Annotated in this window: 8 protein-coding genes; 4 read left to right on the top strand and 4 right to left on the bottom strand. The window is 67.0% G+C overall.

The window, feature by feature from the left end; translation table 11 throughout:
- Nucleotides 1-37 precede the first annotated feature (37 nt).
- Nucleotides 38-403, top strand: a complete 366-nt coding sequence (locus tag CJ179_RS30300; RefSeq protein WP_095863871.1) for a YtxH domain-containing protein — start codon at nt 38-40, stop codon at nt 401-403.
- Between the two features lie 139 nt (nt 404-542).
- Here CJ179_RS30300 and CJ179_RS30295 read toward each other — a convergent pair whose 3' ends face one another.
- Together CJ179_RS30295 and CJ179_RS30290 are read right to left on the bottom strand one after the other, a co-directional pair.
- On the bottom strand, nt 543-1,835 hold the full coding sequence (locus tag CJ179_RS30295) for a wax ester/triacylglycerol synthase domain-containing protein (protein WP_072951107.1): 1,293 nt from the start codon (nt 1,833-1,835) through the stop codon (nt 543-545).
- 113 nt (nt 1,836-1,948) lie between these two features.
- Nucleotides 1,949-2,563, bottom strand: a complete 615-nt coding sequence (locus CJ179_RS30290) for a TetR/AcrR family transcriptional regulator (protein WP_072951106.1) — start codon at nt 2,561-2,563, stop codon at nt 1,949-1,951.
- 247 nt (nt 2,564-2,810) lie between these two features.
- Between CJ179_RS30290 and CJ179_RS30285 the strand changes: the two genes are divergently transcribed.
- The 3 genes from CJ179_RS30285 (at nt 2,811) to CJ179_RS51465 (ending at nt 5,509) form a co-directional block, all read left to right on the top strand.
- The gene (locus CJ179_RS30285) at nt 2,811-3,758 is read left to right on the top strand and encodes a metal-dependent hydrolase (RefSeq protein ID WP_095863870.1); all 948 of its coding nucleotides are present in this window, start codon (nt 2,811-2,813) and stop codon (nt 3,756-3,758) included.
- Complete coding sequence (locus CJ179_RS30280) at nt 3,758-4,915, top strand: hypothetical protein (protein ID WP_095863869.1); 1,158 nt, start codon at nt 3,758-3,760, stop codon at nt 4,913-4,915. Before CJ179_RS30285 ends, CJ179_RS30280 begins: the two co-directional genes overlap by 1 nt.
- 435 nt (nt 4,916-5,350) lie before the next feature.
- Nucleotides 5,351-5,509 carry a hypothetical protein gene (locus CJ179_RS51465; RefSeq protein WP_179377687.1) on the top strand — a complete coding sequence of 53 codons (159 nt, stop codon included), beginning with the start codon at nt 5,351-5,353 and terminating at the stop codon, nt 5,507-5,509.
- A 46-nt stretch (nt 5,510-5,555) separates the two neighbouring features.
- On the opposite strand, the gene CJ179_RS30270 is transcribed toward CJ179_RS51465, so the two are convergent.
- Together CJ179_RS30270 and CJ179_RS30265 are read right to left on the bottom strand one after the other, a co-directional pair.
- Nucleotides 5,556-5,858 (bottom strand): antibiotic biosynthesis monooxygenase, encoded by a 303-nt coding sequence (locus CJ179_RS30270; protein WP_095864032.1) that lies wholly within the window; start codon nt 5,856-5,858, stop codon nt 5,556-5,558.
- Between the two features lie 78 nt (nt 5,859-5,936).
- Nucleotides 5,937-13,070 (bottom strand): non-ribosomal peptide synthetase, encoded by a 7,134-nt coding sequence (locus tag CJ179_RS30265; RefSeq protein ID WP_095863868.1) that lies wholly within the window; start codon nt 13,068-13,070, stop codon nt 5,937-5,939.
- Nucleotides 13,071-13,150 lie beyond the last annotated feature (80 nt).

Here is a 13,150-nt window from a genome sequence, read left to right as displayed (position 1 = left end):
CTGACCCGCTCGAGCCACACAACAGTCAGGAGATGTCATGCAGAAAGTGTTGACCTTCGCGGCGGGAGCGGCCGTGGGCTTCGTCCTGGGCACCCGATCCGGCCGGCAAACCTACGAGAAGATGCGACATCAGTCCGTCGAACTCTGGCACAACCCCACCGTGCAGGAAAAGGTGAGCGAAGCGACGGAGACCGTCAGGGACAAGGCGCCGCAAGTGCAGCACAAGGTCGGTGAACTGGCGAAGAAGGCGACGCACCGCCACACCGACACGAACTCGACGACTGCGCCCACCAACGGAGCGTCGCTGGGTGACGCTGCGACCCCGTCTCCGGCGGCCCCCATTCCGACCGACGCGGACACCACGGCCGGTGTTCCGCCGACGCGCGGCGAATCTGCGGGGTGAGCTTGGATCATTCGTTGCCCGCGTTGGAGGTTTTCGGGCGAGCCGTCACCGTGCCGGATCATGTAGTCGGCAGTCGCGAGCACGCCGGAGTGATGCGGAACTCGATGCCGTGGTGTCCGTGTACCCATCCAGGCACACGTCAAGGCGTCGATGCGGCGTCACGCAATTCGGCGTACGAATCTTCCATCGCCACCGCCAGCCGGGCAACATCGGGCAGCGCCTCGGGGTCGGTGCAGAGCCCGATTCCGACGATCCCGGCGCAGGAAATCGCCGAGATCCGCAGCGCGTGGTGAACGGCCGGCTCCGAGGACGAGAAGAGTCGCTCCACCCGACGCCCGGAAACGCTCACCGGCACCGGCGGGCCCGGGACGTTCGAGATCGCGAGGCTGAACTCCCGCGCACTCCCGGCCAGTCGCTGTACAGCCTCCCCGACGCGCTTCACGCGTCCGAGAGCGTGGAAGAGATCATAGAGTTCGTCGGCGTCGTCGAGGTGCTTGCGCTTCCTGGTCTCGGCGCTGATCCGGTCGAGTCGGGTGAGCGGATCCGGCTCGGCGAGCGGCAGATCGATGTTCAGGAAGGAATCGCGGTTTCCGACCTCCGCTCCCTCATCTCGGTGGTGAAGGCTGACCGGAACCTGAGCGCGAAGGCGCGGCAGCGCCCCCGCTCCGGCGGAGAGCCAGCTCCGCAGGCCGCCGGCGACGATCCCCAGGAGCACGTCGTTGACGGTGGCACGAGTGGGACGCGAGGCCCCTATGGTTTTCAGCTCCGAGAGCGGGGCGACGGTGAACGCGAGCTCGCGGGCGGCACTGATCGGACGGTCGAAAGGCGAGCGTGAGCCGCGGTGGCCGAGCTCACGGTGCATGGCCGCCGGCATCCGCAGCACCTCGTCGACCTTCGAACGCTGCGTCGAATCGGTGCGAACACCCGGTCGCGACTCGCGCGGGCCCGGTTCGGCGTGTCGATCCCAGAGAACGTCGTCCAGGAAGCGCACCGCAGCAATCCCGTCGGCCATCGCGTGATGGATCCGGACGGCGATCGCCTCGCGCCCGTCGCCGAGGGGTCCGATCAGATCGAGCGTCCACAGTGGACGCTCGCGGTCGAGGTGCTCGGACATCAGCGTGCTGACGGCCCGCCACAGATCGGCCCGCGACGCACACGCAGCATCTTCCCGGCGCCGGATGTGGTCGCTGATGTCGAAGGCGGTCGCCGCGGTCCAGCGCGGCTCCGAACCCGAGGTGTCGATCCGCTGCGTCGCGCGCGGCTGGCTCGAAAGGCGCTCGGCCACCGCTGTTCGCAGGGCATCGAGGTCCAGCGGGCCGGAGGCGGGCTCGAGAATCACCAGCTTCAGGGTATGGCCGGATATCACCGCCGATTCAAGCCCCAGAATATGGGCATCGTCGGCGGAGAGCCGATCGGGATCCTCGCGGGTCACCTCGGCAAGTCTATTCGCGTCTGCACCTCGTCGAACCAGGAACGTCGAACCAGGAACGTCGAACCAGGAATGCAACCCCGATTGCGCCGCTCGTCCGGCATGGCCCACGGACTTCATCCAGTGGACGCCGGACTCCCCGTGACGGCGACCGCAGATCCGACCCATCGGCGCAGATACGCACGCAGTTCGTCCTGGCTACGCGGCGGGTTTCCCGGCGAGATGAAGAACGACTGCATCGTCCGCAACTGATACTCGACGAGCTCACGCAGGGCGTGCTCCCCGTAGCCGTGCCGCTCCCAGTCGACGTCGAAGCGCCGGATCATCGTCATTCCGAAGGCGAGGGCTTCCTCGGACGTGATTCCCTCGGTATGTGAATGGGAACCGGACAGCATGAGGCCGAGCTGCGGAACGCGGGGCGCTTCGTTGAGCGTGTAGATCACGGCCTCGACCACAGCCTCCGCGGGATCCTCGATGCCGGCGACGTGTTCCGTCAGGCGGTCGAGGAATCCGTCGACCGCGGCGATGGCTGCAGCTCGTAGAAGCGAGTCGGTGCTGGGAAAGTACCGGTACACCGTCTGACGGATGACACCGAGGGATTCCGCAACATCCGCGATGCTGATCGCCGTGCCGTTCCGGCTGATGAGCTCGACTGCGGCGATGACGATTCGCCGGGACGCTTCCTCGTCACTTCCGGGTGGGCTGCCACCCCACCCACGCCTGCCTGCCACTGCCCGTGCCCCTACCTCTCGCACTGCGTCGTCGGCCCGAACGGACTGCACGGGACGACGGCACTGTGCCCGACCTGGACTCAGAGGTTACCGCGAGCGCGTCCCGCTTCCGGCCACCGCAGTTCTCCCCGAATCTGCCGAAAAGTAATCATACAGAGACTATGGTCTGTGTATGTTGTTGAGGCTTGGGTCTCCACCTGCCCACAGACTTCAGTCCACTCATGCCGCACGAGACGAGGAATTGCACATGTCCGACCTGCATCCCAGAAAGATGGATTTCGCGTTCGACGAACAGGACGTCCCGTTCCTCTGGAACCCCGACAACCCCGCCTGGTCGAGCATGTCGAACGCGATCTCCTTCCTGGCCATTGGTTTCGAGAAAATGATCGTCAAGGCGATCATGCAGGCCAAACCGTTGATGACTCCCGAGGTCGCGGAGGAGGCCGTGGCGTTCATGCGCCAGGAGGGCCACCACTCGAGCGCGCACCGTCAGCACGTCAAGGCCCTGATCAGGCGGTATCCGGGACTCCAGAACACGCTCGACGCGGTGATCGGCGAGTACGACCTCCTCACCGAGGCGACGAGTCTGAACTACCGACTCGCCTACACCGCGGACCTGGAGGCGACGTTCACACCGGTGTTCAAGCTGATGCTCGACAACGACGCGACCCTCTTCCGGCCGGGCGACGACCGGGTTGCGTCCCTGTTCATCTGGCACTTCGTCGAGGAGGTCGAACACCGTAGCTCAGCGCTGGTGATCTTCAATTCCCTTGTCGGAGATGAGCTGTACCGGATGAGGATGGCGCCCTCGATCTTCACGCATGTGATGAAGGTCGTCCGAATCGCCTGCGCCGGGTTCAACCAGCACGTCCCACTGAGGGAGCGGAAGGTCGATTCGATGTCGATGTTCGCGACGCACCGCACCAAGCAGAAGCTGCTCACCACGTTCGCGCCCTACCTGAGCAAAGGGATAATGCCGCGCGCGTTCGACGACCTCCCCCGCGGGGAACAACTCACCGCCCTGGCCGGCGTCGTCCGGAGTCAGATGCCGAAGCACAACCCGACCCACGAGAAGCTGCCCGCGCTCGCCGACGAGTGGTTCACCCGATACGACGCCGGCTACGACTGCACCCGCTGGTACACCGCCGAGTCGGGTGAACGTCGGACCGAGTCCGCGGCGGCGGTGGTCAACTGATGATCGATCTCTGCTCACCCACCTTCGACCAGCTGTCGACGGCGCTCGGCTTCTCGTGCGCCGAGGCCGGTGGACTCGTCGAGCTCCGCAATCCGTTGGCCCTGGAGAACTGGACACTGCCGGTTCTCGAGTTCACGATCGTGCTCGGGTCGGTGCTCGCACTCGTGTTTGCGATCCTGCGCTGGCGCCGCAGCGGCGATCCGACCACCCTGGCGCTCTGGTTCGGCGCCACCGCGTATCTGTTCGTCATCGAACCGCCGCTGTACTTTCCGGCGGCGTTCGGGATCGAGGAACACGTGGACACGATGTTCGCGCACAACGTGTTCACGGTGGACTTCCTGTGGGGCCGGCTACCCCTGTACATCATCGCGATCTATCCGCTGATGGCCACGCTGGCCTTCGAGCTCGTCCGGATGCTCGGCGTCTTCCGCAAGTACGGCGTGCTCGTCGGCGCGGTCTGCGTGGGCTTCGTGCACCACGCGTTCTACGAGATCTTCGACCAGCTCGGACCGCAGCTGAGGTGGTGGGAATGGTCGACCACCAACCCGGTCAACCAGCCCATGTTCGATGCGGTCCCACTGCCGAGCGTCGTGGTGTTCGCGGCACTGTGGCCGATATCGCTGGCACTGTGCGTCCAATTCTTCGTGGGTCGCCACACCGACCGGGGCCGAACCTTCACCGGACTCGAACTGGTCTGGCGGACAATCGTAATCGGCCTCCTGGCGTCGGCCGGCACGTTCATCCTCCCGATCCCCGCGACCATCCTCGGGATGGAGAGCACCACGGTCCGGGGATTCCTCTACGCGGCGGAACTCGTCGTCGTCACGCTCGTCGCGATCCCGGTCCTGTTGCGACAGTGGTCGCGGCTGCGCGGGCGGACGTCTGACGTTCCCGCCTACTCGAACAACTTCGTTCGTGTCTACAGCGTGGTGTACCTCGGCGTGATGGGCCTGCTGTGGGGGACTGCGTTACCGGACTACCTCGCCGCCGTCGACGGCGTCACGAGCAACGGCGATCCCATCGGAAACATCTGGTACACGATCGCCTGCTTCGCGATCGCGATTCTGTGCGTCGCCGCCACCTTCACGGTGCCGCGGAATTCCGTGGACGGACATGGTCCGGTCTCCGGCGAAAGGACGCCACACGCTGTCCGATAGCTGTCGCGCATTCTCGTGATCGACGACCGCCTCCTGCCAGTCCCGGTCGGTGACCGGGCCGCTGTGTGCGGTCGGAGCGGCCACACCCAGCCGAGTGCCGATCTGCTCCCACGACCGGCCACCGGCGAGCGCATCGATCACCGACCGGGCGAGGAGTTCTTCGTCCTGTTCGCGCGATAGACGGATCGGGGATTGCACCAGCCGGAGCTCTCGACGGTTCGGGGCCGCCTCCTCATCCATTCGGGCGACTGTACCGGGGCCGGACTTCCTGTCCATTCGCCGAACGACACGGCTTCGATACCCCGGACACATGGCCACCGGGCCGAGTGGCACACGACCGGGTATGTGGTGTACAACATAGTCGGCCACGATGTGAACCAGATCACAGACGTGACCCTGAGGCACACATATCGGTACCCGACGAAAGCAGGACGCATGGCGACAGTCTCGATCACCCCGGCAACTCCCACCGTGTCGCGGACGCCCCGCCACGGCGGCTCCATGAGCACCGCGGAGATCAAGTCGAGGATCGAGGCCATGTTCGCCGACGACCGCTCGCCCGCCCGGCGTGCGGGCACCGCAATCTCCCCGTAGCTGTAGCGGACGCTGTGCTGCCCTCGGCCTGGTGCGCGACGTCGCCCTAGAGGGCAGACACATCGAGAGGCGTGTAGTGCTCCACGAGCGGGAAGGGATCGTAGAAGTGGTGCAGCAGGTCCTTCCACTGCTGGTATCCACTCGACTGACGAAATCCTTCGGTGTGGTCTTCGAGTTCATCCCACTCGACCAGCAGCAGGTAGACATTCGGGCGCTCGTGACCGCGTGACAACTGCAGCCGGCGGAATCCGGGCATCGACGAGATGATCGACTCGGCCTGCCCGAATGCAGATTCGAACTCGGCGACCCTGTCTGGGGTCACGGACAGCAGTGCATGTTCCAAGATCACCCGCACAGTATGCGACTTCGCACGGTCCCAACGATCGCGGGGCGTCGGCACAACCGCCGACGCCCCCTTTTCCAGCCGCTATGACACGACGACGCGCGTCGCCTTGTCGGCGATCATCACGTGGTGTGCGAGGACGGGTCCGATGCCGGCGAGGGCTTCCGGACTCGTCATCTGCTGGTGCGACACGGGAACGTTGTGCACGAGGATCTCGCCGCTGATGTGCGGCCGCCACGCGGAGACTCCCGTGGGGGCATCGAAGGAATCTGCCGCTCCGAAGTACAGCAGATCGACGCCGCGCGGTGTCGACGGGCGGTGCGCGAGCGCGAGGTCGACCGTCTGCGTGAACACCCGGTGCACGGCCTCGAGGTCGCCCGCGGTCACGGCCGCGAACGGTCCGCCAGTGCGCCGCAGCACCTCCACGGCACGATCGGCGGTCGTCGCATCATCTCCGTCATCCGGGACCACCGCGCCGAACTCCGCGAGAAGCGCTGCCATGGTGGGCTTCTCGGCCGTGCGATCGAGGCCCCCGGCCAGATGGGTGTCGAGCATCGCGAGGGTGACCACCTCGTCGCCGGCGCCCGTGAGCTGCACCCCCATCTCATGGGCGATCTGGCCGCCGACCGAATAGCCCACCAGGTGGTACGGGCCGTGCGGCTGCACCGCGCGGATCCGGGCGACATACCGGGCAGCGAGTTCCTCCAGGGAGCCGACATGCAGGTCCGGGTCGGTCAGCGCCGGGGACTGCAGCCCGTACACGGGACGGTCGCCGAGGTACTGCACCAGTCCGGTGAAGCACCAGGCCAACCCGATCGCCGGATGGATGCAGAACACCGGGCTGCCGGTTCCGGTGGTACGCAGCGGCAGCAGCACGTCCAGTGACCGGTCGGCCTCATCCTCCGATCCGGGATCCTCCGGCGCCGTGACGATCATGTGTGCCAGGGATTCCGGCGTCGCATGGGTGAAGATCCACTGCACCGGCACGGCCCGCGCGGAAGACTCGGCGATCCGGGCGATCACGCTCGTCGCGGTGAGCGACGTGCCACCGAGCGTGAAGTAGTTGTCGTCGAGGCCGACACGGTCCAGTCCGAGCCCCTCGGCGAACGCGGCGGCCACCACCTCCTCGGTCGCGTTGCGCGGCGCCCGGTACTCGGCGCGCCCCGCGGTGAAGTCCGGTTCCGGCAGGGCCGCACGGTCGAGTTTCCCGTTCGCGGTCACCGGCACGGCGTCGAGCACCGTCACGGTCGCAGGGACCATGTGCGGGGCCAGGCGCGCGCGGGCGTGTGCCAGGACCGCGGACGTGTCGAGTTCCGATCCCGCGACGGGGACGACGTAGCCGGCCAATCGGTCGCCGCTGGTGTGCACGACTGCGTGGTCGATACCGGGGTATCCGAGGAGGGCTGATTCGATTTCGCCGAGTTCGACGCGGAAACCACGAATCTTCACCTGAAAATCCGAGCGACCCACATACTCGAGCACCGGCCCACCCGGACCCTCCCGCCACCGCACCACATCCCCCGTCCGATACATCCGCTGCCCCGGACCACCGAACGGATCCGCAACAAACCGCGCCGCCGTCAACCCCAACCGATTCCGATACCCCCGCGCCAACGCCGGACCCGACAAATACAACTCCCCCGCCGCCCCGAACGGCACCGGCCGCAACCGCGCATCCAACACCACTTCACCGAACCCACCAACCGGACCACCAATCGTCACCGACTCCCCCACCACCAACGGCTCGCTCGCATTCGACATGATCGTGGCCTCCGTCGGCCCGTACGCATTGAACATCTCCCGACCCGGCGCCCACCTCGATACAAGTTCCGGCGGGCACGCCTCACCGGCAACCACCAACGTACCCAACACATCCAGACCGGACGGATCCAACGACGACAACGCCGTCGGCGTCAACACCGCATGCGTCACCCCCTCACAATCCAGGATCCGCGCCAACTCCTCCCCGCCATACACCGTCGGCGGCACCACCACCAACCGGCCACCCATCCCCACCGCCCACACCAACTCGAACACCGACGCATCGAAACTCGGCGACGCACACTGCAACACCCGCGCACCGGTGACCGATCCAAAACCCGAACGCTGCGACGCCACCACATTCGCCAACCCCCGATGCGTCACCACCACCCCCTTCGGCAGACCCGTCGACCCCGACGTATAGATCACATACGCCGCCTGACCCACCCGCACCGGAGCACCCCGATCCGCATCCGACACCGCCCCCGCCGACACCGACGACAACCGCTCCACCGTCTCGGCATCATCGAGCACCACCCACCGCACCGCACCCGGCAACCGATCCACCGAAGCCGACACCGTCACCCCCACAACCACACCCGAATCAGCAACCATGTGCTCGATCCGACCCACCGGATACTGCGGATCCACCGGCAAAAACGCCGCACCCGTCTTCGCCACCGCCCACACCGACACCACCGACTCCACCGACCGCGCCACCGCCACCGCCACCACCGACTCGGCACCCACCCCCACCCCGAGCAAAACCCGCGCCAACCGATTCGACGCCGCATCCACCTCCCGATACGTCAACCGCCGCCCCCCACACACCACCGCCACCGCATCCGGATCCACCCCCACCGCCGCCGCCAACAACCCCGGCAACGACACCTCCGGGGCCGACCCCCCACCCACCACCGGCGTCAACCGATCCAACTCGTGCGCGCCGAGGACGTCGATGTCACCGATCGGGCGATCCGGCGATGCGGTGACAGCGTCGAGGATCCGGACGAACTGATCCGCGAAGCCGCGGACGGTGCCTGCGTCCAGGACGTCGGTGGCGAATCCGAATGCGGCGGACATCCCTGCGGGCGCGCCGGTTTCGTCGACTTTCTCACTCAGGGTCAGGAACAGGTCGCATTTGGCGACCTCGACGCCGGAGTCGACGACCTCGACGGTCAGACCGGGCAGTTCGAGTCGGCTCTCCTCGGTGTTCTGAAATTCGAGCAGCACCTGGAACAGTGGGGCGTGCGCCGTGGACCGCACTGGGTCGACCGCCTGCACGACCCGGTCGAACGGCACCTCTGCCTGCCCGAACGCGCCGAGATCGGTGTCGCGGACGTGCGCCATCAGGTCGGTGAAGGAGCGGTCGGGTGGGACGTCGGTCCGTAGCACCACGGTGTTGACGAACATGCCGACCATCTCGTCCAGTGCCGCGTCGCCGCGGCCGGCGACGGGCGTGCCCACTGCGAGATCCGTCGCACCGCTCAGCCGACCGAGCAGGACGGCGAGAGCGGCGTGTGCGGCCATGAACAGTGTCGAATCATGGCTCCGAGCAAGTTCGGACAGCTTCCTGTGCAGGTCCGCGCCGATCACGAACGGCACGGTGGCGCCGTGCGAAGACCGCTGCAGGGGTCGCCGGCGGTCGAGCGGCAGCTCGAGCAGCTCGGGCATCCCGTCGAGGGTTCGGCGCCAGTAGTCCAGCTGCGCCGAGATGAGCGAGTCCGGGTTGGTGTCGCTGCCGAGGGTGCGGCGCTGCCACAGCGCGAAGTCGGCGTACTGCACCGGCATCGGCGCCCACGCGGGCGGACGTCCGTGTGAACGTGCGGTGTACGCGACCATTACGTCGCGGGCCAGCGGCGCCATCGATGATCCGTCCGCCGCGATATGGTGCAGAACCAGGGCCAACACGTGTTCGTCCGGACCGATCCGCAGAAGTGCGATGCGCATCGGGACCTCGCTGCGCACGTTGAATTCGGCCGACGCCAGTGACACCAGCTCGGTGCGCAGCGCCGCTTCGTCAGCGACGGTGACCGGAGTGAGGTCGAGGGTCACCTGGTCAACAGGCAGCACCACCTGGTGCGGGCCGTCCGCGGAGCCGGGGTAGACGGTGCGGAGTGGTTCGTGCCGGTCGACGACGTCCTCGAAAGCGGCGCGCATGGCCTCGATGTCGAGTTCGCCGGACAGGCGCAGCGCGATCGGAATGTTGTAGGCGGGCGAAGCCGTGTCGACCTGGTTGACGATCCACATCCGCTGCTGCGCCAGCGACAGCGGCAGGCGATCGGAGCGTACGCCCCCGGTGAGTGCGGCACGCGCCGCGACGCGGCGATCTGCTTCATCGGCGCGGGCGGCGAAGCCCACCACCGTGGGTGCCTCGAACAGCTCGCGGACCCCCAGGCCGGTACCCAGTGCGGAGTTGATGCGGGCGACGACGCGGGTCGCGCTCAGCGAATTGCCGCCCAGGTCGAAGAAGTTGTCGTCGAGCCCGGCCCGGTCGAGTCCGAGTACCTCGGCGAAGGCATCTGCCACGGTCCGCTCGGTTCCGCTGTCCGACGCACGGAAGACGGTGCGTACCACCGCGAAATCCGGTGTGGGCAAGGCCTGCCGGTCCAGCTTGCCCACCGGGGTGAGAGGCAACTCGTCGAGGATCACGATCGTCGCGGGCACCATGTGCGCGGGCACACTGCCGCGCACATGGTCGGTGACCTCGGCAACGTCGGGTTCGCCGTCACCGGACGGTAGAACGTACGACACCAGGACGGTGTCCCCGGACGGGGCGGTGCGACCGAGGGTCACCGCGAACGCAATACGGGGATGCTGCGTCAGCACCGCATCGATTTCGCCGAGTTCGACGCGGAAACCACGAATCTTCACCTGAAAATCCGAACGACCCACATACTCGAGCACCGGCCCACCCGGACCCTCCCGCCACCGCACCACATCCCCCGTCCGATACATCCGCTGCCCCGGACCACCGAACGGATCCGCAACAAACCGCGCCGCCGTCAACCCCAACCGATTCCGATACCCCCGCGCCAACGCCGGACCCGACAAATACAACTCCCCCGCCGCCCCGAACGGCACCGGCCGCAACCGCGCATCCAACACCACTTCACCGAACCCACCAACCGGACCACCAATCGTCACCGACTCCCCCACCACCAACGGCTCGCTCGCATTCGACATGATCGTGGCCTCCGTCGGCCCGTACGCATTGAACATCTCCCGACCCGGCGCCCACCTCGATACAAGTTCCGGCGGGCACGCCTCACCGGCAACCACCAACGTACCCAACACATCCAGACCGGACGGATCCAACGACGACAACGCCGTCGGCGTCAACACCGCATGCGTCACCCCCTCACAATCCAGGATCCGCGCCAACTCCTCCCCGCCATACACCGTCGGCGGCACCACCACCAACCGGCCACCCATCCCCACCGCCCACACCAACTCGAACACCGACGCATCGAAACTCGGCGACGCACACTGCAACACCCGCGCACCGGTGACCGATCCAAAACCCGAACGCTGCGACGCCACCACATTCGCCAACCCCCGATGCGTCACCACCACCCCCTTCGGCAGACCCGTCGACCCCGACGTATAGATCACATACGCCGCCTGACCCACCCGCACCGAACCACCCCGATCCGCATCCGACACCGCCCCCGCCGACACCGACGACAACCGCTCCACCGTCTCGGCATCATCGAGCACCACCCACCGCACCGCACCCGGCAACCGATCCACCGAAGCCGACACCGTCACCCCCACAACCACACCCGAATCAGCAACCATGTGCTCGATCCGACCCACCGGATACTGCGGATCCACCGGCAAAAACGCCGCACCCGTCTTCGCCACCGCCCACACCGACACCACCGACTCCACCGACCGCGCCACCGCCACCGCCACCACCGACTCGGCACCCACCCCCACCCCGAGCAACACCCGCGCCAACCGATTCGACGCCGCATCCACCTCCCGATACGTCAACCGCCGCCCCCCACACACCACCGCCACCGCATCCGGATCCACCCCCACCGCCGCCGCCAACAACCCCGGCAACGACACCTCCGGGGCCGACCCCCCACCCACCACCGGCGTCAACCGATCCAACTCGTGCGCGCCGATCGCGGCGAGTGGAGTGCCGGGGTCCGCGGCGAGCAGTTCGTCGATCAACCCGACGACGGCGGCGTGATGCGACCGCAGTTCGTCGTCGCGGTAACGGTACGGGTTGGCCTCGAACTCGACGATCGTCGATGCCGGGGTGCCGCTGCGATACACGTTGACGGACAGGTCCGGGACGGGACCGGTGGTGAGGATCCGGAAGTCTCCGGTCAGCGACCCGAACGTGAGGTCCTGATCGAACAGCATCACGTTGATCATCGGTCCCGAGATCCTGCGGGCTTCGGCGGACACACCCAGGTCGCGCAGGATGTCCTCGACGTTGCCGCGCTGGTGCCGCATCGCTCCCATCAGTTCGTGCTGCACCCGGGCCACGAGGTCGCCGACCGTGTCCCCGGATCGGACCTGCACCAGCAGGGGCGCGACGTTGGCGAGCATGCCGCTGGACCGTCGCAGAACGGCGGTGGTGCGGGCAGACAGCGGAATGTCGACGAGAACGTCCTCCCGTCCCGTCCGCCGCGAGAGATGGCAGGCGAAAGCGGCGATCAGCGCGGCGGCCGCCGTCGCGCCCGGCCGGCCGCCGGTGTCCTCGAGCCGGGCGACGGTATCGGGCGACAACGCCGTGCGCACGGTCAGGCTGTGGGCGGCGGGGGGAGCCTCGACATCGGTCAGGGACGCCCCGTTCGTGCGCCTGTGGAGTCGTTCGGCCCAGTAGTCGCGGTCGGACGAGAACCGGTGGGATGCCCGGTAGTCCTCTTCGAGACGGTGCAGGGCGTGCAGGTCCGCGGCACGGTTCGGTTCGGGGGAACGGTCTTCGACCGCCGCGGTGTACAGGGCAGCGACACGGTTGACCAGCGTCATCGCCGCATATCCGTCGAGGGCGACGTGATGGATCCGGCTGTACCACAGGTGCCGCTCGTCACCCACGCACAGCAGCGACGACTCGCACAGGTGGTCGTGTTCGAAATCCACTCGTGCCGTGTAGTTGTCGTGCATCCACTCGTCTGCTGCCGCCATCGGGTCGGATGCGCCGCGGAAGTCGACGACGCCCATGGCCGCGTCGGCAGGCGGATCGATCACCTGGTGTGGTTGCCCGTCGACGTCGATCAGACGCAGGAACACCGACTCGTATTCGTGGCCGGCCACGAGCGCGACCTCACGGAACAATTCGACGTCCAGCGGCCCACGAATGTCGACGTACTGCGCGATGCAGATCGGCACATCCGGGGCGAGTTGCTGCGCGAACCACAGCCCGTGTTGTGCCGCAGACAGCGGGAAGGGATCCGTTCGGTGCTCACGGTAGGTCGCTGGTGCGGCGTGTTCCATCAAATCACCAATCAGGGTGTTTGCGCCGCTGGGCTCACGGCGGGACGCTCGGTCCGTCTGTACAGGGGCGCCGGACAAGC

Source organism: Rhodococcus sp. ACS1 (assembly GCF_002300155.1).
GTDB classification, from domain to species: Bacteria; Actinomycetota; Actinomycetes; order Mycobacteriales; family Mycobacteriaceae; genus Rhodococcus_F; species Rhodococcus_F koreensis.
Note: the sequence above shows the minus strand (reverse complement) of the source record. Positions and strands in the feature narration are given on the sequence as shown.